This is a genomic window from Paraburkholderia sediminicola (assembly GCF_046026675.1).
Lineage (GTDB): Bacteria > Pseudomonadota > Gammaproteobacteria > Burkholderiales > Burkholderiaceae > Paraburkholderia > Paraburkholderia sediminicola_F.
Window position 1 is genome coordinate 4,092,782 of sequence record NZ_JAQQEY010000001.1, and the last position, 23,250, is coordinate 4,116,031.

The 23,250-nt window shown below is 62.3% G+C and carries 21 protein-coding genes; 7 read left to right on the top strand and 14 right to left on the bottom strand.

Annotated features, from left to right (window positions below; translation table 11 throughout):
- Positions 1-218 precede the first annotated feature (218 nt).
- Positions 219-926, bottom strand: a complete 708-nt coding sequence (locus tag PQQ86_RS17945; RefSeq protein ID WP_054036587.1) for a transposase — start codon at positions 924-926, stop codon at positions 219-221.
- A 186-nt stretch (positions 927-1,112) separates the two neighbouring features.
- Between PQQ86_RS17945 and PQQ86_RS17950 the strand changes: the two genes are divergently transcribed.
- Together PQQ86_RS17950 and PQQ86_RS17955 are read left to right on the top strand one after the other, a co-directional pair.
- Positions 1,113-1,838: an OmpW/AlkL family protein gene (locus PQQ86_RS17950; RefSeq protein WP_408269257.1), complete on the top strand. Its 726-nt coding sequence runs from the start codon at positions 1,113-1,115 to the stop codon at positions 1,836-1,838.
- 341 nt (positions 1,839-2,179) lie between these two features.
- Entirely contained in the window at positions 2,180-2,560 is a 381-nt protein-coding gene (locus tag PQQ86_RS17955) for an ElaB/YgaM/YqjD family protein (RefSeq protein WP_408269260.1), read from the top strand.
- A gap of 80 nt (positions 2,561-2,640) precedes the next feature.
- Here PQQ86_RS17955 and PQQ86_RS17960 read toward each other — a convergent pair whose 3' ends face one another.
- The 7 genes from PQQ86_RS17960 to pilM all read right to left on the bottom strand — a co-directional run bounded on the left by PQQ86_RS17960 (position 2,641) and on the right by pilM (position 10,083).
- Positions 2,641-3,843, bottom strand: a complete 1,203-nt coding sequence (locus PQQ86_RS17960; protein ID WP_408269263.1) for a deoxyguanosinetriphosphate triphosphohydrolase — start codon at positions 3,841-3,843, stop codon at positions 2,641-2,643.
- A gap of 77 nt (positions 3,844-3,920) precedes the next feature.
- Positions 3,921-4,997 carry a 3-dehydroquinate synthase gene (gene aroB / locus PQQ86_RS17965; protein WP_459252430.1) on the bottom strand — a complete coding sequence of 359 codons (1,077 nt, stop codon included), beginning with the start codon at positions 4,995-4,997 and terminating at the stop codon, positions 3,921-3,923.
- 8 nt (positions 4,998-5,005) lie between these two features.
- Positions 5,006-5,557 carry a shikimate kinase gene (locus tag PQQ86_RS17970; protein ID WP_370711609.1) on the bottom strand — a complete coding sequence of 184 codons (552 nt, stop codon included), beginning with the start codon at positions 5,555-5,557 and terminating at the stop codon, positions 5,006-5,008.
- 107 nt (positions 5,558-5,664) lie between these two features.
- Positions 5,665-7,446: a type IV pilus secretin PilQ gene (locus PQQ86_RS17975; RefSeq protein ID WP_408269270.1), complete on the bottom strand. Its 1,782-nt coding sequence runs from the start codon at positions 7,444-7,446 to the stop codon at positions 5,665-5,667.
- On the bottom strand, positions 7,446-8,369 hold the full coding sequence (locus tag PQQ86_RS17980; RefSeq protein WP_408269273.1) for a hypothetical protein: 924 nt from the start codon (positions 8,367-8,369) through the stop codon (positions 7,446-7,448). Before PQQ86_RS17980 ends, PQQ86_RS17975 begins: the two co-directional genes overlap by 1 nt.
- Complete coding sequence (locus PQQ86_RS17985) at positions 8,366-9,094, bottom strand: fimbrial assembly protein (protein ID WP_408269276.1); 729 nt, start codon at positions 9,092-9,094, stop codon at positions 8,366-8,368. Before PQQ86_RS17985 ends, PQQ86_RS17980 begins: the two co-directional genes overlap by 4 nt.
- A complete protein-coding gene (gene pilM / locus PQQ86_RS17990; protein WP_408269279.1) occupies positions 9,091-10,083 on the bottom strand; it encodes a type IV pilus biogenesis protein PilM in 993 nt (330 codons plus the stop codon). The genes PQQ86_RS17985 and pilM overlap by 4 nt, the downstream gene beginning before the upstream one ends.
- 254 nt (positions 10,084-10,337) lie before the next feature.
- Between pilM and PQQ86_RS17995 the strand changes: the two genes are divergently transcribed.
- Positions 10,338-12,737, top strand: coding sequence for a penicillin-binding protein 1A (locus PQQ86_RS17995; protein WP_408269282.1), 2,400 nt, complete (start codon positions 10,338-10,340; stop codon positions 12,735-12,737).
- A gap of 194 nt (positions 12,738-12,931) precedes the next feature.
- Here PQQ86_RS17995 and cyaY read toward each other — a convergent pair whose 3' ends face one another.
- Positions 12,932-13,249 (bottom strand): iron donor protein CyaY, encoded by a 318-nt coding sequence (gene cyaY / locus PQQ86_RS18000; protein ID WP_054036574.1) that lies wholly within the window; start codon positions 13,247-13,249, stop codon positions 12,932-12,934.
- Between the two features lie 35 nt (positions 13,250-13,284).
- Between cyaY and lptM the strand changes: the two genes are divergently transcribed.
- Both lptM and lysA read left to right on the top strand, forming a co-directional pair.
- Positions 13,285-13,629, top strand: a complete 345-nt coding sequence (gene lptM / locus PQQ86_RS18005) for an LPS translocon maturation chaperone LptM (protein WP_408269286.1) — start codon at positions 13,285-13,287, stop codon at positions 13,627-13,629.
- Positions 13,630-13,638: 9 nt separating this feature from the next.
- Positions 13,639-14,901: a diaminopimelate decarboxylase gene (gene lysA / locus PQQ86_RS18010; protein WP_408269289.1), complete on the top strand. Its 1,263-nt coding sequence runs from the start codon at positions 13,639-13,641 to the stop codon at positions 14,899-14,901.
- Between the two features lie 81 nt (positions 14,902-14,982).
- On the opposite strand, the gene msrQ is transcribed toward lysA, so the two are convergent.
- The 5 genes from msrQ to PQQ86_RS18035 all read right to left on the bottom strand — a co-directional run bounded on the left by msrQ (position 14,983) and on the right by PQQ86_RS18035 (position 21,095).
- A complete protein-coding gene (msrQ, locus tag PQQ86_RS18015; RefSeq protein WP_408269292.1) occupies positions 14,983-15,681 on the bottom strand; it encodes a protein-methionine-sulfoxide reductase heme-binding subunit MsrQ in 699 nt (232 codons plus the stop codon).
- A gap of 11 nt (positions 15,682-15,692) precedes the next feature.
- On the bottom strand, positions 15,693-16,688 hold the full coding sequence (gene msrP / locus PQQ86_RS18020; protein WP_408269295.1) for a protein-methionine-sulfoxide reductase catalytic subunit MsrP: 996 nt from the start codon (positions 16,686-16,688) through the stop codon (positions 15,693-15,695).
- Positions 16,689-16,888: 200 nt separating this feature from the next.
- Positions 16,889-18,100 (bottom strand): c-type cytochrome biogenesis protein CcsB, encoded by a 1,212-nt coding sequence (gene ccsB, locus PQQ86_RS18025; RefSeq protein ID WP_054036565.1) that lies wholly within the window; start codon positions 18,098-18,100, stop codon positions 16,889-16,891.
- Between the two features lie 4 nt (positions 18,101-18,104).
- On the bottom strand, positions 18,105-20,327 hold the full coding sequence (locus PQQ86_RS18030; protein WP_408269300.1) for a cytochrome c biogenesis protein ResB: 2,223 nt from the start codon (positions 20,325-20,327) through the stop codon (positions 18,105-18,107).
- Positions 20,328-20,441: 114 nt separating this feature from the next.
- Positions 20,442-21,095: a c-type cytochrome gene (locus PQQ86_RS18035; RefSeq protein WP_408269303.1), complete on the bottom strand. Its 654-nt coding sequence runs from the start codon at positions 21,093-21,095 to the stop codon at positions 20,442-20,444.
- Between the two features lie 216 nt (positions 21,096-21,311).
- Between PQQ86_RS18035 and yihA the strand changes: the two genes are divergently transcribed.
- Both yihA and hemB read left to right on the top strand, forming a co-directional pair.
- Positions 21,312-21,965: a ribosome biogenesis GTP-binding protein YihA/YsxC gene (gene yihA, locus PQQ86_RS18040; protein WP_171926348.1), complete on the top strand. Its 654-nt coding sequence runs from the start codon at positions 21,312-21,314 to the stop codon at positions 21,963-21,965.
- A gap of 252 nt (positions 21,966-22,217) precedes the next feature.
- Positions 22,218-23,216, top strand: coding sequence for a porphobilinogen synthase (gene hemB / locus PQQ86_RS18045; RefSeq protein ID WP_408269307.1), 999 nt, complete (start codon positions 22,218-22,220; stop codon positions 23,214-23,216).
- Positions 23,217-23,250 lie beyond the last annotated feature (34 nt).

A 23,250-nucleotide genomic window follows, 5' to 3' on the forward strand; every position in this document is an offset into this window, starting at 1 on the left:
TGACTCAGTACGCTCGAATGCTACGCGTGCCAAAAAGTACCGGAATTCGGAATATACGCGACGAATCAATGGAATAGCAAATAAAACGTGATGATCGAACCCCTATTATCAAGTTGGTGCATTGCGGCTGTTTTTTATTGGTGCCACATCGAAAAGGTGCAAAAGAAAACGGCATGCGAAGATGCCGTTCTGGGTGTAGCCTTTTGATATGGAACGCTTTATTGCGTCTGCGGCGTTTCGCGCACCTTGCGCGGCCGCCCGCGCGGCAACGGTGAAACGCGCCGGTTGGCGGCCCGCGCCGCCCATTCGCGGTAGGTGTCGCTGCCCAAAACCCAGCCTTTCAAGGTGGCCTGCTGAAGCTGACTGGCTTCGCGTTCGTCGAGCGGTTGCTCGCACAATTCCCGGTAGGCGCGCTGTCGTTCGAATGGCGTATTGCCGAGCGACCAGTACAACGGGTGGTCGGTAATCAGGCTGTCGAGCGTGAGTCCAATGTGATGGCGGTAGCTCGACCAGCGGTAGTCCTCGGGCGCGCTCACAAGCCCGGCACGCACCGGCGACATCTCGACAACGCGGCTCGCCAGCAGGAAATACCGCTCGCCTTCGATTACCGTGGCACGGTAGCGACCCTCCCACAGTGTGCCGCGGCGCGCATAACGCCGGTTGAAGTGTGCAACGTAGCGGCGCCCCACCGCCTGCATTGCCTTCGGCAGGCTCGACTCCTCAGTGGGCGTGACGAGCAGTTGGACTGAGCCCGGCATCAACGCATACGCGTGGATGGACAAGTGATGGTCGCGTGAAGCCGCTTTTAAACAGTCGATGAAAAGCTCGTAGTCCTGGTCGTCGACGAATGCGGGCTGCTGATCGAGTCCACGGAGGATGACGTGCTGCGGCTGGTCAGGGACATAGAGACGTGCAAGCCGTGCCATGCTGGAGTATCCAATAGTCGCGTTGGTACATACCCGAAGGTCCGAAGAACCGCGCGCGCCCGGGGTTCGGCGCAGCACGGCTAAGCCAGAAACCGCGCGGAGCCTAGGGAGAAAGCTCTAACTGCCGCGTATGGTTTGTTTCAAACGTTGTAGTCATAATGAGCGGGCCTTTTTGGAGGAGCACATATGAAATTAAAACAGGCCGTAACGGGGATCGCCGCACTAGCCTGCATGACAACGGCAGCGCACGCGCAATCGGCCGGAAGCTTTTACGTCACGACAGGCTGGTTCCATCTTGCACCTCAATCGAGCAGCGACCCATTGAAAGTGACAAGCATTGGCGGCAGCCCGACCAATATCACCGAAGCCAACACCGGCGCATCACTGAGTTCAGCCGATACCATCGGCCTGACCGCCGGCTACTTCATCACCGATCACATCGCCACCGAATTCGTGATCGGCTATCCGCCTTCGTTCGACCTGGAAGGCTCGGGCAGCCTCTCCCAATTCGGCAAGCTCGGTCAGGCGAAACAGTGGAGCCCGACTCTGCTGTTCAAGTACTACTTCAACGCCCCGACCGCCACGTTCCGCCCGTATCTCGGCGTTGGTGTGAGCCGCATCTGGTTCACCGACGAAAAGATCACCAATGGCGTATTCGAGGCAAACGTTCTGCATGGTCCGACCAGCGTCACTACGGATAGTTCGTGGGAGCCGGTGTTTAATGCGGGTTTCACCTATGCGTTCAACCAGCACTGGTTCGCGGGCGTCTCAGTCTCGTACCTGCCGCTCAGCACGACCGCCAAGCTGAGCACCGCCGCAAACACGCCGGTCGGCACGCTGAATGTGCAATCGCAAACCAAGATCAAGCTGAACCCGATCGTTACCTACGTCAATATCGGTTACCGTTTCTAACGCGCCACGAAATTGGGGCCGTTTAGTTAGGGTAGTCGAATTTTCGCGGCTTGGACAACGCTGTCATGATCCAATGACGGCGTTTTTCATTTTGCGCGCGTCGAAGGGCCGTTCGTGATGTGCGGAGATCATCCGGCGGGCAGGCGCGAGCGTACGTTTGTAAATTTGACCAGCAAGCGGGCCAGCTCGTGCAATATCTGCTGAGGAATGGCGGGCCGCGCCACGGTGCATAGGGGTTTTGGGTTTGGCACCGAAGTTGCGTTCTCGAAGTGTTTCCTGCGTGGCAACGTGTGTCTGCATGCCAGCGTGGGACCTTTTTCATCCTCATCGACGGAGCGACCATGACAACACTTCCGAACACGCGAGACGCCCTCGGCGAATCCTGGACCAGCACCAGCCGCCGTGCGCGGCGTATCGCTCGCCATAGCCGCCACGCGGCCGAAGATATCGCAGGTGAACTGCGCACGCTGATGTCGGAACTCGAATCCACCCTGGCGGACGGCACCCAGGCGGATGCAGTGGCGCTGCGCAGCAAACTGCGCAAGCAGCTCGACACCGCTCGCGAGCGCCTGAACGACACCCGTGAAGCCATGCGCGAACGAGCTGAAGTGGCGATCGCCGACGCTGACGACTACGTGCACGAAAACCCTTGGCAGACGATTGCGATCGTCGGCGGCGTTGCGCTGATCGCGGGCGCGCTGTTCGCGTCGCGGTTGCGCTAGGCGGGTTGTTGCTCCAGGCGGCAAGGCAGGCTGCCGCCTCGGCGGCCTTTTTGCGCCGACACCCGTCGGCGCAGGCCCGTTCAGTTATCGTCGATCACGAACAGCCGCTGATACTCCTTCACCGCGTATCGATCCGTCATCCCCGCAATGTAATGGGCGATCAGGCGCGGTTGCTGCGACGCGTCCGTCGATTGATAACCGGGTGGCAATAGCCGCGAGTCTTCGGTGAACGCATCGAACAAACCGGCCACCACGCGGCGTGCCTTGTTGGCCATGCGCATCACCCGATAGTGGCGGTACAGGTTTTTGAACAGAAACCGCTTGAGCGCTGCCGCCTGCGCGGCGATTGCTTCGCTATGCGCGACCAGCGGCGGTGCGGCGCGCACTGCGTCCAGCGAGACCGGCGCGTGCCTTGCAAGATTGAGCGAGGTTGTATCGATCAGATCGACGATCAACGTGTTGATGATGCGGCGCACCGTCTCGTGAATCAGCCGGCGCCCTTCGATCTGCGGAAAGTCGCCGCGCGCCGCCACGTAGTGCGTCTGCCATAGCTCGACTTCGGCAAGCTGCTCCACCGTGAGCAAGCCAGAGCGCAAGCCGTCGTCGACATCGTGATTGTTGTACGCAATCTCATCGGCGACATTGGCGATCTGCGCCTCGATGGAAGGCTGCCGCCCCTCTAGAAAACGTTCGCCGAGCGCGCCGAGCCGCCGCGCGTTCTCCCGCGAGCAGTGCTTGAGAATGCCCTCCCGCGTTTCGAAGCAGAGATTCAGGCCGTTGAACGCGCCGTAGTGCTCCTCCAGATCGTCGACCACCGCGAGGCTTTGCAGGTTGTGCTCGAAGCCGCCATGCTCGCGCATACATTCGTTCAGCGCATCCTGGCCCGCATGGCCGAACGGCGTATGACCGAGATCGTGCGCAAGTGAAATGGCTTCGACGAGGTCTTCGTTGACGCGCAAGTTGCGAGCCACCGAACGGGCGATCTGCGCGACTTCCAGGCTATGCGTGAGTCGCGTGCGAAACAGATCGCCTTCGTGATTCACGAATACCTGCGTTTTGTATTCGAGTCGGCGGAACGCCGTTGAATGGACAATGCGGTCGCGGTCACGTTGGAATTCAGTGCGCGCGCTGGGCGCGGCTTCCGGATAGCGGCGGCCGCGCGATTGAGCGGAACGTGCCGCATACGGCGCGAGATGCGCTTCGAGCGCTTCCTGCGACGGCACGCCGCTCACGGGCGTGCCTACCGGGTCATGCTTTACATCGTCGCTGCGCCTGTCAGTCACCGGATTCTCCGAAACATGGGCGGCGCCTCGTGACGCTCGTGCGTGCTGCCTTACTGTGAAGCCTCTGCCGAGTCGGTTTAGACGGCTGCAGCCAGCGTGGCGTGCACCTCGGCGTCGGGCGCCTGGGTGATCAGCGTCTCACCGAAACGCTTCAGCAGAATGAATTTGATCGCGCCGGCTTCAGCCTTCTTGTCGACCCGCATAAGATCGATATAACGCGACTCGCCGAGCGCGGGCGCCCGGGTGGGCAGATGCGCGGCAACGATTACGTCGACCAGACGCTTGCGCGCGGCTTCGTCGAGATAACCCATGCGCACGGACAGGTCCGCCGCCATCACCATCCCGCAGCCGACCGCTTCGCCGTGCAGCCATTCGCCGTAGCCGAGTCCGGCTTCGATTGCGTGACCGAAGGTGTGGCCGAAATTGAGGATCGCGCGCAGCCCGCCTTCGCGCTCGTCCTGCGCCACGACCGAGGCCTTGATCTCACACGAGCGCTTGACCGCCTCGGCCAGCGCTTCGGGCTCGCAGCGGTTGAGCGCCTCGGTGTTCGCCTCGATCCAGCTGAAGAAACCGGCGTCGGCAATCGCGCCAGTCTTGATCACTTCAGCGACGCCCGCCGCCAGTTCGCGCGCCGGCAGCGTGCGCAGCGCGCCGATGTCGGCAATCACGGCCTGCGGCTGGTAGAACGCACCGATCATGTTCTTGCCGAGCGGGTGGTTGATGCCTGTCTTGCCGCCCACCGACGAATCCACCTGCGACAGCAAGGTAGTCGGCACCTGGATGAACGGCACGCCGCGCATGTAGCAGGCCGCGGCAAACCCCGTCATGTCGCCGATCACGCCGCCGCCCAAGGCAATTAGCGTGGTCTTGCGATCGGCGCGCGAGCCCAGCAGCGCGTCGAAAATCAGGTTCAGGGTTTCGAGGTTCTTGTACGCTTCGCCGTCCGGCAAAACGACCGTGGACACCTGCTTGCCGAGCGGCGCAAGCGCCGCGCGCAGCTTGTCGCCGTAAAGCGGGTCGACGGTGGTATTCGTGACGATCGTGACCGAACTGCCGGCGATATGCGGCGCGAACAACGCGGTCTGGCCGATCAGATCGGCACCGATATGGATGGGGTAGGCGCGCTCGCCCAGTTCGACATTGACGGTAATCATACGGTCCATTATGACGCAGGATGTTTGGCAACGCCGGCCATCTCGAGCTGCATCAGAACCATGTTGACGAGTCCGTTGACCGAAGGCCGGCCAGTTTCGATCACAAAGTGCGCGCATTCCCGGTATAGCGGATCGCGTACTTCGTAGAGCGCCTCGAGGCGCGCTTTGGGGTCTTCTGTCTGCAAAAGCGGGCGATTCTTGTCGCGCCGGGTGCGCAGCCACAGATCGTGCGGATTGGCGCGCAAATAGATCACCACGCCCCGACTTTGCAGCGCTTCGCGGTTCTCCGGCCGCAGCACCGCGCCGCCGCCTGTGGCCAGCACGATATTGTCGCGCCCGGTCAGGTCGGAAATCACATGCGCTTCACGATCGCGAAAGCCCGCTTCGCCTTCCAGCTCGAAGATCACCGGGATGCGCGCGCCCGTACGCGCCTCGATTTCATGGTCGGAATCGAAGAACGGGCGATCGAGACGGCGCGCAATGGCCCGGCCCACGGTGGTTTTGCCTGCCCCCATGAGCCCTACAAAAAATACATTGGCGTGTGCGTCCCGCGCTTGCAACGGTGTCCCTCTGGCTAATCCGGTATGGTTCGTGCCGCAGCTTACTGGCAAAGCGGCTGCCTTGTCGAGCCTGCAGGCCGCCGCTGGATAGCGGAAGCAGCATGCCCCTAATTTGTCTGAACGACACGCGGCGTGATGAAAACAGCCAGTTCACTGCGCTGGTCCCGATGGGCCCGATGGCGAAAAAGTGCGCCTAAAACCGGTATTTTGCCCAGGACAGGCACTCGCGTCACATCGTCCCGGTTGTCGGTCGCGTAAATTCCGCCGATCGACACCGTACCACCATCCTCGACTTCGACGCGCGTTTGCACGTGTTTGGTGTTGATCGCGGGCCCGGCGTCGGTCTGCTCGCCGACGCTGTCCTTGGCGACGTCCAGGTCCAACACCACTCTGCCGTCCGGCATGATTTGCGGCTCGACCTCCAGTTTGAGCGTAGCGCGGCGAAACTGCACACCCGACACGCCCTGCCCCACTTTCGCCTGATAGGGCAGCTCAGTGCCTTGCTCGACGACCGCTTTCATCCGGTCCGCCGTCACGACCCGGGGGCTCGAGACGATTTCGCCGCGCCCTTCGGCCTCCAGCGCGCTCAGCTCGATGTTCAGGAGCCGCGTTGCCCCGGCTGCAAACAAGGTCAGCCCGGCGGTGGCGGCGTCGAAACCGGAAATCGGCCGCGCCGACAGATCGTACACGGCGCCGTCCGCGCCGCCCGTCAAGCCCCGGGCGGTGCCGTCGCCGTTGGCGGCCGCCATGGAGAGCCGCACGCCGAGATTGCGCGAAAACCCATGCTCGCCCTCGACGATACGTGCTTCGATCAATACCTGACGGGTCGGCCGGTCGACGGAGGCAAGCAACGCTGTGATTTGCGCGAGCCGTCCTTCGAGATCGGTGACGAACAGCAGGTTGGTGCGCGGATCGGCAGTCGCGGCGCCGCGTTTGGACAGCACACGCTGGTTGCCGGCACCGGTCAGCAGGCGCCGCACGTCCTCGGCCCGCGCGTAGTGCAGCTCGAACGTGCGGCTTGCGAGCGGTTCAAGGTCGGCGGCTCTCGCGTGCGCCTCGAAGCGCTGCCGTTCACGCGCGGCCAGATCCGCGATCGGCGCGACCCAGATCACGTTGCCGTGACGCTCCATGGCGAGCCCGTTGACGTCGAGCAAGGTATCGAACGCGGTGCGCCAAGGCACCTTGTCGAGTCGTAGTGAGACTGCGCCGCGCACTCTCTCGCTCGCGACGATGTTCAGGCCGGTGAACTGGGCGAACGCGTTGAGCACCGCGCCGAGTTCCGCGCGCTGGAAGTTAAGCGAGATCGGTTTGTCGTCGGCGGCGAGTTTGGCGTCGTCAGGCGTTTTCGGTGCGTTGCTCAGTCGCGCAAGCGGAGGCAGCGGCACCGGCGGCCCTTCGAGCGCCGAGGTTCCAGCGATGTCGTTATGTGCCGACACCGCGGATTGCCGCCGTAGCGGCACTGAACCGTCTGCGTCGCCGGCCAGGTCGTCGGCGCGTCCGATGTCAGCGGTTGCCGCCGCTCGCGAAACGCCAGAGTCGGCGACGGAGTCGTCTACGGAATTGTCGCGGAACGGGTTGGGTACTTCGGCAGCGATGCCGCGTGGTAAAGGTGGTACGTCGTATCGAGCATCGGACGGCGCGATCGCGTCGTCGAGCGGCATGTATGCGGGCAGCGGCGGGAGGGGTGGTGTCGAAGCGTGCGCGATGCCGACGCTTATCGCCAGGCATGCGACCAGGCTGCGAAGCGGATTGTGAATCGAACTGCGAACCGGGTTGCGAACCCGGCTCCCACGCGTCCTTCCCGACAAGCCGCGACATACGCCAGAATCAAAGCGCATGCGAACGCCGACACGCGACTCCGCAAGACCGAACGGCTTCATCAGCCTCATCAGGACGTCTCCGTCAGTGCCAGCGTGCGCGTCGCGCCACCATTGGCCAGCGTGATGCTGAGCGCGTCGAGCCGCGTGACGCGCTCGGTACCGAGTTGCTGCCCGGACACGACCGTGGTCGCGCCATCCGGCGTATCGAGCAAGGCAAGTCCGCGTGTGCGATCGTGCAGCAAGCCGACGAGGCGTAGCTGCGAAACGTCAGGCTGCTGCTCACCGGACGCAAGCATCTGTGGAAGCGAGAACGGATCGAAGAACACGATGTTTTCTTCGTCATCCGAATCGAGGCTTTCGTCGGCAAACGCGTCCGCGGTCGCAGTTGAAGGCAGCGGCCTCAGCGCGCTGAATACGTGCAGCGTTGCCCTCACCGCTAACGAATCAGTATCGCGCTTGACCGTCACGTCGACGGGCACGATCAGCACCGGCAGATCCGACAGGCCGCGCATAAATGCCATCAGGTGGACGAAATCGGTGTGTGCGGTGAGCTGTACAGGACGCATGCTTTCGGCACCTGAGCCGCTGGCGGCGCCCGGTTCCACCGAGAGCAACGAGACGCTATTCTGCGCCGCGAGTTCGGATACGATCCGCACGTCGTCCGCGGAGGTCCATGACCCAGGCAACTGTGCGCCCGATATGGCGGCAACTTCACGACGCAGCGCGGGCAATTGCGTCAGCGCACGGTGCGCATCCGTGAGATGCCGCGTGGCCGCCGCCAATGCCGTACGGCTCGCCTCGACCCCGCCGAGATCGGCCACAACCCAACCATGCGTGCCAAGTCCGAACACCACAACAGCGATCAGCAATGCGACCGCCCAACGGCGCCGGCGACTCCAGGCAGCGAGCGGCACGCGCACGCGCTTCATCCACTGGGAAAAAGCGGGCCGCGCGCTTGCCGCGCCCCCGAACCTGACAAAAGTCGTACTCATTTCGTACCTCCTGATTGTTCAGATTTCATGTGACGTTGCGCGGCCAGGCCTGACGTGTGGGCCGTTTTCTTCGGCGGGTCGCCCCAGCGCAGATGCGCTCCGAATTCGATCGGGCCGGTCGCGCTGGCCGCCGCCACCGAACCGCTGCGGGGCGTCGAGCGATGCAGGTCGCTCACCTCCGCACCCTTCACGCCGCGAATCGCGCTCAAGCGTTTGAGCCACTCAGCCGATGCGATATGTCCGCGCGAGGTCGCGAGCAACTCCGTCTCATGCTCGCGCTGCCGCATCTGCTGCAACACCACGCCGTCACCGGGTTCAAAACTCAATGCATCCAGCAGATCGCGCAAATGCGTAAGCGGTTCGGACAGGGTCATCGCACGCGCCACGCCTTTGCGTTGTTCGTCCTGCACCCGCAGCAATCTGGCGTGCTCCGCGAGCGGCATGGCCAGTTGCGCGAGCGATTGTTCGATCGACGCACGGCGCGCATCGAGCCGCGCCCTTTCGAATGCCTGCCATCCGACTAACGCGAACACGGCCGCAAAACCAGCGAGCGCAGCGGCAAACCATTCGAGCACACGCCGCTGGCGCGCAAGCCGAGCGTTGCGTTGCCTGTACGGCAGCAGATTGAAGCCGCCGAGCGACGGCTGTGCGAAGCGCGCGCCATGTGTAGAAGCTCGCTTGTTCGCGTCCGCCGGAACCAAACGGGGCTGCAGACCGCGCATCATTCGAATACTCCGCGCAACGCAAGTCCGAATGCGACCGCGGCGGCAGGCTCGTGCAACAGCGGATCGTGCAGTTGACGTGCGCGCCCACCAAGCGCCGCACACTCGAACGGCAGCACAGTGCAGCCCAACACGTCGGCGATATCCGCGATCGAGAAACCCACGCCGTCGAGCAGATCGACCTCGCCGCTTACCAACGCACAGTCGAGTACGGGGCCGTGGACAAGATCACGCAACGCGTCGGCGAGATCGGCATGCTCGGGCGCCGGGTAGCGCATTTCGCCGACCAGGCAGTCGTCGACGATGCGCCAGCCATACACACCGTCCGTGCCGATCCAGAGCGCAACATAGGGCTCGTGCGGATCGAGTTCGTGACTCGCCGCGTAGCGCATGGCACGCAAAGCCGCATGCGGCTCGCCATCGATCGCAGTGAGCGAGATGCCGGCGGTCGCAGCGCATTCGATACGCGCTTCGAGATGCTGGCGTGCGGTTGCGGCGATCGTCACCGAACGGATTGGCGAACGCGTTTCGTCGACGAACCAGTCGACAGCCAACGCGTGCCGCTCAAGGCCTGCGATGCGCTCGACTTCGCTCATCACCGCCGGCTCGAGTTCGGCGAGTTCATGCCCTCCGTCTCCCGCGCAACCGGCGAGCGCGGCTAGCCGTGTGAGCGGCACGGTAGTGGTCAGCGTGGCCGAGGCGGGCAGCGCCATCGCGCAGCGCAATGCGTGCGTCGCACACACGCGCGGCAGCCCGGCGAATGCGTCGCGCAACGCACGCGCCACTGCATGCCGGTCGGCGATCTCCGTGCCGGCCATTGCGCCTGCGCCGAGCGGCACGGTGCTGGCATGTTCGATATGCAGCGCGGCACGTGCGCGCGAATGCTGACTCACCACGACCAGCCGCACCGCCTGCGAACTCACATCGATTCCCGCAGCAAAACGCTGCGCGCCGAGTTGCACACCTTGAAGCCACGAACTTTTGAACGTCATCACGCCCTCCCTCAGACTCACGCGACGAACCATTCGAACGCGAGTAACGAGGGAGGATTGTGCTTAGCCGCGCCGCCGCGCGACACTCAGCCGAATGGCTAACGTTGCGCGACGCGCGCCCCTCTCCGCCATCAAAGCGTCTACAGTGAAGTCATTCCCGCGCGGCGTGCAGACTTGTCAAGAACTGTCAGTAAGCATGCCGAAAGCTGAAAAGCGAGGCGGCTATAATCGCGGGACTGTTTTTTGGTGCCCATATGCAATCCACGTCTCCTACGTCCCCGCCGCCCGCGCCGCAGAAGCGCAAACGCCCCTTGTGGCTCAAGCTCATCATCGGCTTTGTGGGTCTGATCGTCGCAGGCATCCTGTGCGTGCTGCTGGTGCTCGGTTATGCGCTGGTGGTAGCAACACCGAACCTGCCGTCGCTCGATGCGCTGACCGACTACCGGCCGAAGGTGCCATTGCGCATCTATACGGCCGACCACGTGCTGATCGGCGAATTCGGTGAAGAGCGGCGTGACATCGTCCATATCCAGGACGTGCCCGACAGCCTGAAGAAAGCCGTGCTGGCGATCGAAGACGCGCGCTTCTACGATCACGGCGGCGTCGACCTCACAGGCATCGCGCGCGCCGGCTTCGTCGCACTGACCAACGGCCACGCCACGCAAGGCGCCAGCACGATCACCATGCAGGTGGCGCGCAACTTCTTCCTGTCGAGTGAAAAGACCTACACGCGCAAGATCTACGAGATGCTGCTCGCGTACAAGATTGAGTCGAAGCTGTCGAAAGATCAGATTCTTGAGGTGTACATGAATCAGATCTATCTCGGTCAGCGCGCGTATGGCTTCGCGAGCGCGGCGCGGGTGTACTTCGGGAAAGATCTGAAGGACCTGACCCTGGCGGAATCGGCCATGCTGGCGGGTTTGCCGAAGGCGCCGTCCGCGTATAACCCAGTGGTCAATCCGAAGCGCGCGAAGATCCGCCAGGAGTACATCCTGCAGCGCATGTACGAACTGCACTACATCACTCGGGAACAATACGACGAGGCAAGCAGGCAGCCGCTGATCGTCAAGGGCGCGGGCAAGGAATTCAGCGTGCACGCGGAGTACGTCGCGGAAATGGTGCGGCAGATGATGTACGCGCAGTATCGTGAAGAGGCGTACACGCGTGGCCTGAACGTCGTGACCACCATCGACTCGGCGGATCAGGACGTCGCTTACCGGGCGCTGCGCAAAGGTCTGATGGACTACGAACGGCGCCATGGCTATCGCGGCCCGGAAGCGTTCGTCGATTTGCCGTCCGAAGCGGACGACCGCGAACAGGCCATCGACGATGCGCTGCTCGAACATCCCGACAACGGTGAAATCATCGCCGCAGTGGTCACGGCGGCGAGCCCGAAGCAGGTGCAGGCCACCTTCATCGACGGCAACGTCGCAACCATTCAGGGCGACGGCCTGCGCTTCGCGCAGTTCGCGCTCGGCACGCGCGCGCAGCCGAATCAACGCGTGCGGCCCGGCGCGATCATTCGCGTCGTGAAGGATGATGACGGCAACTGGTCGATCACGCAGCTGCCGCAAGTGGAAGGCGCATTCGTTTCGGTGGTGCCGCAGGATGGTGCGATTCGCGCGCTGGTCGGCGGTTTCGACTTCAACAAGAACAAGTTCAACCACGTGACCCAGGCGTGGCGTCAACCGGGTTCGAGCTTCAAGCCGTTCATCTATTCGGCCTCGCTCGAAAAGGGGCTCGGACCGGCCACGGTGATCAACGATGCGCCGCTCTTTTTCAGCGCTGCGGAGACGGGCGGCCAGGCGTGGGAGCCGAAAAACTACGGCGGCGGTTTCGACGGTCCGATGACCATGCGCACCGCGCTGCAGAAGTCGAAGAACCTCGTGTCGATTCGCATCCTGAACCACATCGGCACCAAGTACGCGCAGCAATACATCACGCGTTTCGGCTTCGACGCGGATCGTCACCCGGCTTATCTGCCGATGGCGCTCGGCGCGGGACTCGTTACGCCCTTGCAGATGGCAGGCGCGTTCTCGGTGTTTGCTAACGGCGGCTATCGCATCAACCCGTATCTGATCGCTGAAGTCACCGATCAGCGCGGCATCGTCGTAGCGCACGCGCAACCGCTGGTCGCCGAGCAGAGCGCGCCACACGCGATCGAACCGCGCAATGCGTACGTGATGAACAGCCTGCTTCAAAGCGTCGCGCAACGGGGCACGGGCGCCAAGACCAACGTGCTGAAGCGTACCGATCTCGGCGGCAAGACCGGCACGACCAACGATTCGCGTGATGCGTGGTTCGCCGGCTATCAGCACACACTCACGGCGATTGCATGGATCGGTTACGACAATCCGCGCAGCCTCGGCGATAAGGAAACGGGCGGCGGCCTCGCGTTGCCGGTGTGGATCGAATACATGGCGCGCGCGCTCAAGGGTGTGCCGGACTACAAGATGCCGATGCCCGACGGTGTGGCCGAGCTCGGCTCAGAACTGTATTTCGACGACTTCACGCCGGGCCACGGTTTCGTCTCGACGGTCGGTATCAGTCAGGCAGCGCTGGATGCCGAGGCGAGCGGCGCGTCCGCTGCCGCGCCCGAACAAGTCGGCGAACAGGAAAAGCAGGACATCATGAATCTGTTCAAGGGGCACTAGAAACGCGCTCAAAAAAGGCGGCAAAGTCCGCCAGAAAAAAACCGTCGCGCATCCAGTGCGGCGGTTTTTTGGGGCGGTTGCTTCTGTAGTCGCCTGAGCAGTCGATCAAGCAACCCATCCGGCGACCACGTCATGGGCCGCCTCAGCGATACCCCCGAGCGGCCCTTCCTCGATCCCGCTCAGAAGCAAGCGCTTTACGCTTCGAAGTGAACCGGCTCGCCGGCCTGCTGCGTCGCGTACTCCGACAGCGCGGCGAAAAACTCCGTGCCGCTGCGCGTATCGCGCCATTCACCGTCGATGAAACGGAAGTGGAAACCACCCGCTTTCGCGGCGATCCAGATCTCGCTCATCGGCGGCTGCAGGTTGACGATGATCTTCGTGCGATTCTCGAATTCGAGGGTCAGGACATTGCCGCTGCGCTCGAGTTCGATGTCGGCTTCCGTGTCGTCGAGCGCGCGTTCGATGGCGGCTAGCGCGGCTTCCGCGCGGGTCAGGTAATCACTATCGGACATGCTAAACTCCATCGATTATTTATTCAGGGACAGTCATGCGAGTCGTATCTCGGATGCGCGCGGCGGCGCCCGGCCGCGCGATTGTAGCGGGTTTAGCCATTCTCGCAGGTTGTGCACTTGCCGGCTGCGGGCAACGCGGTTCGCTCTATTTGCCCACCGTGCCGCCGCTACCGGCCAAGCCGATCGATCGCACGCAACTACCGTCGCCGGATGCAGTGAAATCGGGCACGCCCCCCCCCTCCCCGATGGGTGAGGTGCCGGATACTTCCGGCGCGCCGCTCTCGTTGTCGCCGGAAAGCGAACTCGCCGCGCCGCCCGCGTCCGCCGCATCTGCTGCTACGCCTGCGCAACCTGCCTCCGCCGTCACTCCCGCTCAATAAGACTTTCGCATGACTCGATCCGCATTTGACTACGTCGACGGCGTGTTGCACGCCGAGGGCGTGTCCGCCGCCTCACTCGCCGAACAGTTCGGCACGCCGCTGTACGTCTATTCGCGCGCCGCGCTCACTGAAGCGTGGAATGCCTACGCAGGCGCTTGCGCCGGCCGCCATGCGACCGTGCACGTCGCCGTGAAGGCCAATAGCAATCTCGCGGTGCTGAACGTATTCGCGCGCCTCGGCGCGGGCTTCGACATCGTGTCGGGCGGTGAGCTGGCGCGCGTGCTGGCCGCCGGCGGCAAAGCGGAGAACACCGTGTTTTCCGGCGTCGGCAAGCATGCGGACGAGATGCGTCAGGCACTTGCGGCCGGCGTGAAATGCTTCAACGTCGAATCGATTCCCGAACTCGACCGCCTGAACACGGTGGCGGCGGAAATGGGCAAAAAGGCGCCCGTCTCGCTGCGCGTGAATCCGGATGTCGACGCGAAAACGCATCCGTATATTTCCACCGGCTTGAAGTCGAACAAATTCGGCGTCGCGTTCGAAGATGCACGCGCTACGTATCGAGCCGCCGCGGCGATGACGCATCTCGACGTGGTCGGCATCGACTGCCATATCGGCTCGCAGATCACTGAAGTCGCACCGTATCTGGACGCGGTCGACAAGGTTCTCGAACTGGTCGAACAGATCGAACAGGACGGCGTGAAGATTCGCCACATCGACGTAGGTGGCGGTCTCGGCATCACGTACGACGACGAAACGCCGCCGGAAATCGGCGACTTCGTGCGCACCGTGCTGGATCGCATCGAAGCGCGCGGTCATAGGCATCGTGAAGTGTATTTCGAGCCGGGCCGTTCGCTGGTCGGCAATGCCGGTGTACTGCTCACGCGCGTCGAGTTTCTAAAGCCTGGCGCGGAAAAGAACTTCGCCATCGTCGATGCGGCGATGACCGATCTCGCGCGCCCTGCGATGTACGAGGCGTATCACGCGATCGAGGCGGTCGTTAAGCGCGACGTGCCCGCGCACGTGTACGACGTGGTCGGCCCGGTTTGCGAAAGCGGCGATTGGCTGGGTCGCGAGCGTCTGCTGGCGGTCGAGCCGGGCGATCTGCTGGCGATTCGCTCGGCTGGCGCATATGGCTTTGTGATGAGCTCGAACTACAACACTCGTCCGCGTGCGGCCGAGGTGATGGTTGATGGTACACAGGTGCATGTGGTCCGTGCACGTGAAGAGGTGAAGCAGCTATTTGCGGGCGAGACGATCTTGCCGGCGTAAACATCTGAGCCTGGAGCCCCTCGATAAAAAAGGCGATGCCACTGCGGCATCGCCTTTTTATTTGCGCGCCGTACCTGGTGATCAGCGTGTCTTTACCCTCCGCTCGCGCAGCCAGACGAGCAAACGCCACCCCAGCAACGCGACCATGATCGCCCCGTAGATCTTCGGCAAGATCAGGTCGTGCTTGCCCGCCTTCATCCACCAGAAGTGCAGGATCGCGAGCCCGCCGATCGCATAGATCGCGCGATGCAATGTCTGCCAGCGACGTCCAAGTTTGCGCACCATCGCGCGCGGCGATGTAACGGCCAATGCGATCAGCAGCACGAATGCCGCGAAACCCACGGTGATGAATGGCCGTTTGCCGATGTCCTTGAGAATCGCGGCAACGTCGAACCACTTGTCGAACCACAGGTAGGTAGTGAAGTGCAGCGTCGCGTAGAAGAATGCATAGAGACCTAGCATCCGGCGGAACCTGGCCAGTGCAGTGATGCCGGTCAATCGACGCAACGGCGTCACCGCCAGCGTGATGCAAAGAAAGACGAGCGTCCACAGGCCCGTCGAGCGCGTGATGAACTCGATCGGATTCGCGCCTAGCCGATCGGTCATGCCGAACAGCACGATACGCGCGAGCGGATACCACGCCGCAATGAACACCACGATTTTTGCGGGCACGACCCAGCGCGCACCGGTGGCGGGCCGCTTTGTCGTCGCTGACGCGGGCGCTTTGGCACGCGGCGTTGTGCGCGAGGTCTCGGTAACGGATTGCGTATCGGAAGCCATGGTGACGCCGCTCAAAAGTTTTTCTTCAGGTCCATGCCCTGATACAACGACGCGACCTGATCGCCGTAGCCGTTGAACATCAACGTCTTGCGCTTGGGCGTGAAGAAACCATCTTCGCCGATGCGCCGCTCAGTGGCCTGACTCCAGCGCGGGTGATCGACGTTCGGATTCACGTTCGAATAGAAACCGTATTCGTTCGAAGCATACGTGTTCCAGCTGGTCGGCGGCTGCTTATCGAGGAAGCGGATTTTCACCAGCGACTTCGCACTCTTGAAACCGTACTTCCACGGCACCACCACACGGATCGGCGCGCCGTTCTGATTCGGCAACACCTGGCCGTAGAGACCCATCGTCAGGAACGTCAAAGGGTTCATCGCTTCGTCCATTCGCAGACCTTCGGTGTACGGCCAGTCGAGTACCGGCGTCGACAGCCCGGGCATTTGCGACGGATCGGCGAGCGTGATGAATTGCACGTACTTCGCGTTGCCGGTCGGTTGCACGCGCTTGATCAGCTCCGCGAGCGGCACGCCGATCCACGGAATCACCATCGACCAGCCTTCGACACAACGTAACCGGTACACGCGCTCCTCGAGCGGCGCGAGCTTCAGCAATTCGTCGATGTCGTACACCTTCGGATTCTTGATTTCGCCCTCGACGCTTACCTTCCACGGGTGCGGACGCAACGTACCGGCGTTGTGCGCGGGATCCGCCTTGTCGGTGCCGAACTCGTAGTAGTTGTTGTACGTGGTGATGTCCTTGTACGGCGTGATCTTGTCGAGCACGACGAACTTCGGGTTGGTTTTCGCCGCGAGCTTCTGCGCCTTCGGATCCGGCGACGAATACGCGGCCAGCGCTTCGCCATTCACGCCGATCAGACTGCCGAGCGCCAACGCGCCAGCAGCCTGCAACACGCGCCGCCGGTTCTCGAAGACATGCTGAGGCGTGATTTCGCTGCGTGCGATGTCATCGCCGACGAGTTGAGTTCTGTCGCTTCGCTTGATCCACATCGTGCTGCTCCTTGCCGGCCCATCGGGTTGTCTATCTTACGGGGCCATATTGATGAATCGGCTCGTTTAGCCACTCGCCCAGCCATCCTTGGGTACTGATCTAACAAACACACTGGATGCAGCGAATATTCCGCCGGACGTAAAAAAACCGCCGGTGCGAAAGCACGCGGCGGTTTTTAGTCGGCTCAGAACGGCAGATCTTACAGCTTGCCGTAGCTATGCAGCCCCGACAGGAACATGTTGACGCCGAGGAACGCGAAGGTCGTCACCAGCAGGCCGGTCAGCGCCCACCATGCCGCCACGGCGCCGCGCAGGCCCTTCATCAGGCGCATATGCAGCCAGGCCGCGTAGTTCAGCCACACGATCAGCGCCCACGTTTCCTTCGGGTCCCAGCTCCAGTAACCGCCCCACGCTTCCGCGGCCCACAGCGCGCCGAGAATCGTCGCGATCGTGAAGAACGCGAAGCCGACGGCGATCGACTTGTACATCAGGTCGTCGAGCACATCGAGCGGCGGCAGACGGTCTGCCAGCACGCCGCGCTCCTTCGCCAGATACGCGACGCCGACCATTGCCGACAGCGCGAAGCTGCCATAACCGATGAAGTTAGCCGGCACGTGGATCTTCATCCACCAGCTCTGCAGCGCCGGTACGAGCGGCTGGATCTGCTGGGCGTCACGCGCGACCGAGTACCACATCAGGAAGCCGACCGCCGCGCTGATCACCAGCAGCACGAATGCGCCGAGCGCACGCGTGTTGTAGTGCTGCTCGTAGTACAGATAGAACAGCGCGGTGATCAGGCTGAACAGCACGAACACTTCGTACAGGTTCGAGATTGGAATATGGCCGACGTCCGCGCCGATCAGGTACGACTCGTACCAGCGCACCATCAGACCGACGAAGCCCATCACCACCGCAGCCCACGTCATTTTCGAACCGATCGCGGCGCCGGTCGGTGAACGCGACAGCAGGCCGATCCAGTAGAAGACGGTGGCAAAGACGAAGAGCGCGCTCATCCACAGAATCGCGGACTGGCTCGACAGGAAATATTTGAGGAAGAACGCGTTATCCGCGCGTGTCAGATCGCCGTGATAGATCTGGATCGCCAGCAGCGACAGCGCGGCGATACCCACCATCAGCGGACGCACCGGCTTCCAGCGCCAGCCGAGTACGACGAACACCGGCACCGCGAGGCACAGCACCAGTTTGTCGTAGTAGTTCATGAACGGGTGATAGCGCGACAGCGCAAACCCCGCGCCCGCGACCATCACGACGGCGAACAGCCAGTCGACAACGCCGAGCCGTTTCAGAAACGGCCGCTCGTCATACTGGGCAACGTTGAGTGCCTCGTTCGCGAACGACTTCTGCGGCCGCGAGGCTGAAGAGGAGGATGAGGAAACCTGAGTCAAGTCCATGATCTTACCGGGTCGAATCTTGTGAGCGTGCGGACGGCGCGCCGGCTTGGCCGGGTTTGTCGGAGGCGCCGGCGGCGGCGGATGCTTCAGTGAGTTTGGCGCCCAACGCGGCGCCGACAGCATCGCGCGTTTGAACGAACTCTTTTTCGAAATCGAGCGTTTTGCGCGCGCTCGACATCGCCATCACGACATTCGTGCCGTGATCGGTATCTTTGAGCCAGAACCAGAGGCGCCGTTCGCGGACGTAGAACATCGAAAAGATGCCCAACACGAGGAGCAGGCTGCCAAGATACACGACTTTTTTGCCCGGCGCGCGCGTCAACTGAAATACCGAGGCTTGCACCTGCTTGAATGAGTCAAGCTGTAAATAGACCGGCGAACCATACAAAAAGCTGTCGGATATCGCATTGATCGAGCTTTGAACGAAGCGGCTGGCATCCGCATTGGGCTGCGCATCCGGCTCGCCCAACTGCTCACGCGACAGTTGCCACAGGTCCCACGTCGCGCCTTCCAGCATGCGCAGCAGCAGGCCCGCGGCTTTTTCCTGCTCGCCCTTCGGCACCGAATGGTCGATGAATCCGGCGACCGCCTGGAAGCCGCCAACCGTCTGGCCGTTCGGCGTCTTGATACTGCTGTCCGCGCCGGCAAACAGGGTCAGGACACGCAATGCGCTTTCTTCCAGGTGCTGTTGCAGTTCGGTATTCGAACCCGGCACCGAGCGCAGCGCGAAACGGTGAGCGGCCGCCGCGCGCATGCCCGGATTTTCAAGCGTGGCGCGCAGGTTCATCCATTCCTTGACGGTCCCACCGGTATCGGCGGGAATCCGCAGATACCGGAAGGGGTCGTCCGGATTCAGGCGCATGCCGGCGAGGAACATCTTTTCGCCCGCGACGTCCACCGGCAGCATGTAGTTGTTGTACTCGCGCGCCTGGCCGTCCTTGTCGCGCACCTTGTACTGCACCGACGGACCAACGTTATGCAGATCGAGCGGCTTCGAACTCTTGGCGCCGGAGCCGAGGCGCTCATCGAACGCTTCTTTCAGCGTGCGGTGCGCGGCGACGCCACGCGCATCGTTCTGGCCGCTGCCATTGGAGACGTTTTCGACGTTGATCGCGCGGAAATCGGTGAATTCGACGGTCTGGCCGTCAGCCAGCGGCGTAGCTGTACCCAACGGCGCATTGCCGCCGATCGTGCCGCCGAACGGCGCGGTTTTCGCGCTCGCGCCGGACATCGGATACGCGGTCATCTGCATCTGCGAGCCGCCATCCTGGAAGCTCGACTGATAGATCGACACGCCGTCGTAGGTGAACGGCTTGTTCACTTCGACGCGAGCCGGCACGCGCGCGCCCGTCTTATGGTCGACCACGACGATGTCGCTCGCGAACAGCTTCGGCATGCCCGTCGAGTAGTAATCGACGATGAACTTGTTCAGCTCGATCGAAAACGGCAGGTCCTGGATCAGCGAGCCGTCCGGCTGGTTAAGGATCGCCGTCGACACGTGCTGCCCTTCCGGCACCCATGCATAGCCGCGGAAAGTCGGGTTCGATTGCGACAGACGATGTTCCGGCGGAATGTCGTTGATTACCGTGTTGGCGCGGATCGGCGACTTGTCGAACAGCCACATTTGCAGCTTGATCGGCAGATTGCTGTCGAGCAGGCCGCCCAGACAGATCACCACAATCGCAATGTGCGCGGAGATGTAGCCGAACTTGGTCAGTGCGCCGCGCTTCGCGGCGATCAGCGTTGCGCCGTCCGACTCGCGTGTGACGAACTTGTAGCCGAGCTTGGCCGAGAGTCTGGCGAGCACGGCGGAGGTCTGCGCGCGCGTGCCGTGCACCGCGAACTCGCCCTTATGATGGAACGCCCGCAGGCTGCCTTCGCGGACCTTGTCCTTCCAACTCCTGGCATCCGCGAGCATCTTCGGTGCATTGCGGATCACGCACAGCGACACCGACACCATCAGGAAACCGAGAATCAGCATGAACCACCACGAGCTGTACACCGTGTACAAGCTCAGCGAGCGGAAGATGTCCGCCCAGAACGGGCCGAACTGATTGACGTAGTTGGGATACGGATCGTCCTGCGTAAGGACGGTGCCGATGATGCTGGCGATCGACAGGATCACGAGCAACGAGATCGCGAAACGCATCGAACTCAATACTTCGATGATGCTGCGCGTGATGCGATTGCCCGACTTCGACTGCAAACCCGACGTGGTGACGCTCATTCATACTCCGACTGAACAGCAAAAAAGGGTGAAGGGCCGTCGTGGACACGACGCCCTCACCCTTTTCTTGTTTTGTACCGGCCTCGCCGGGCCGGTTGCTTGCGTGCGGACTTCTTAGTGCAAGCCCGCGATGTAATCGGCTACAGCCTTGATCTCGCTGTCCGACAGACGCGATGCAATAGCGTGCATCGCCTCATTGTTGTTACGTGCGCCCGGCCCCTGCGTAAACGCGGCCAACTGCGCCACCGTGTATTCGGCCCACTGCCCCGACAGACGCGGATACTGCGACGGAATCCCCTGTCCGGTCGGCCCGTGGCAGCTTGCGCACGCCGGTACTCCCTTGTCCGCAATACCGCCGCGGTAAATCTTCTGACCGAGCGGGACGGTGTCCTTGTTATGCGCGTAGCCTGGCTTCGGGGTCTGCGTCGAAAAATAAGCAGCCACGTTGACCACGTCCTGATCGGACAGTGCCGCGGCCATGCCCGCCATGATCGCATTGTTGCGCGCGGGCTGCTTGGCGCCCGGCTGCGTTTTGAAATCCGTCAGTTGCTTGACGAGATAGTCGGGATGCTGACCCGCCAGCTTTGGATACGCACCGCCAGCACTGTTGCCGTCTGCACCGTGACATGTCGCGCAAACCTGCACTGCGATTGCCTGCCCCCGATTGACGTCCGGCTTTGCCGGATCTGCTGCTCGTGCCTGAATTGCCAAACCTGAAAGACCTGCCGCTACTTGAAGCACCATCAGAGTCTTGCACAGTCGATTCATTCGCACACCCTGTCTCGTCTTGTGGGATTTTAGAGGTTTTGCAAGATACGACAGCGACTGAGTGACCACAAAGAGCCGCCAAGGCACGCGGGCTGGCCCCCTCAGGTTTTCAGTAAACCATCGTATTGTACAATAACTCGCTAATCGCTAAGACGCCAGTCGGGCTTGACCCGTCCCCACTCCGGGTTCCCCGGCGTCTCGAATACCGGCCTGATCATGTCCTTCCTGCTCCACCAATCCCGCTTTTTCACGACCGTCAATCACTTGCGTGATCTGCCGGCCACCGCGCAACCCGAGATCTGCTTTGCGGGACGCTCGAATGCGGGCAAGTCCACGGCCATCAATATTCTGTGCAATCAGAAGCGTCTGGCGTTCGCCAGTAAGACGCCTGGCCGCACGCAGCACATCAATTATTTCTCGGTGGGCAAGGAAGACGAGCCGACTGCGCATCTGGTCGACCTGCCGGGCTACGGTTATGCGGAAGTGCCGGGCGCGGCCAAGGCCCACTGGGAAGCGCTGCTCTCCACCTACCTGCAATCGCGCTCGCAACTGCGCGGCATGATCCTGATGATGGACTCGCGCCGCCCGTTGACGGATCTGGACCGGCGCATGATCGAATGGTTCGCGCCGACTGGCAAGCCGATTCACACGCTGCTGACGAAGTGCGACAAATTGACGCGCCAGGAAAGCGTCAACGCCTTGCGTGCGACGCAGAAAGGTTTGGCTGAATATCGTGCCGCCGGCTACCAGGGCGAATTGACTGCGCAGTTGTTCTCGGCGCTCAAACGCGTTGGCATCGACGAAGCGCACGAGCTGATCGAAAGCTGGCTGATCCCCGAGGCGAAGGGCGAAGCAGACGCGCCGCAGTAATCGCGCGGCGGGTACGAGCCCGGACAAAAAACGCCATTCCGGCTGCCCATAAAAAAACCCGCCGCTTTAACGGCGGGTCAAACAGCCTAATCGAAAAAACGACAGGCACCCGCTCAGGGAGGAGAAGCGGGGAGGTCAGCGCAGGGCGCCTTGCTCGATCGGTATGATATACCATTGTCTCGAAAAGTTTCCGAGAGCGGAGGCGCGCGTTACTCGTCCACTCCACACATCCACGTTTTCTTCGATTCGGTTATGAGCTTCTTTCCGCGCTACCGTCCGCGCCGCATGCGCCGTGACGACTTCTCGCGCCGCCTGATGCGAGAAAACATCCTCACCACCAACGATCTGATCTATCCCGTGTTTATCGTCGAAGGCACCGACGTGCGGCAAGCCGTACCGTCGATGCCAGGCGTCGAGCGCGTGTCGGTGGATCTGCTGATGGGCGTGGCCGAGCAATGCGTCGAGCTGGGCGTGCCGGTACTGGCACTCTTTCCGGCAATCGACCCTTCCTTGAAGACGCCTGATGGCCGCGAAGCGACCAACCCGGCTGGCCTGATTCCGCGCGCGGTTCGCGAACTGAAGAAGAACTTTCCCGACCTCGGCGTGCTGACCGACGTCGCGCTCGATCCGTACACAAGCCACGGCCAGGACGGCGTGCTTGACGAAGCGGGCTACGTGATCAACGACGAGACCGTCGAGATTCTCGTGGAACAGGCGCGTGTGCAAGCCGAAGCGGGCGTCGATATCGTTGCGCCCTCGGACATGATGGACGGCCGCATTGGCGCGATCCGCGAAATGCTCGAGAGCGAGGGACATATCCACACGCGCATCATGGCTTATGCGGCCAAGTTCGCGTCGGCGTTTTACGGCCCGTTCCGCGATGCCGTCGGTTCCGCGACGAACCTCGGCAAGGGCAACAAGATGACCTACCAGATGGACCCGGCCAATTCGGACGAAGCGCTGCGCGAAGTGCAAGCGGACATCGAAGAAGGCGCGGATATGGTGATGGTCAAACCCGGCATGCCGTATCTGGACATCGTGCGCCGTGTGAAGGACGAGTTCAAATTCCCGACCTACGTGTATCAGGTCAGCGGCGAATACGCGATGCTGAAGGCGGCCGCGCAAAATGGCTGGCTCGATCACGACAAGGCGATGATGGAATCGCTGCTGGCGTTCAAGCGGGCGGGTGCAGATGGCGTGCTGACCTACTTCGCGCTGGATGCCGCGCGGATTTTGCGCTCACAGAAGTGATTTGACGTGTCGCTTTGCCGGCGACACTAGTATT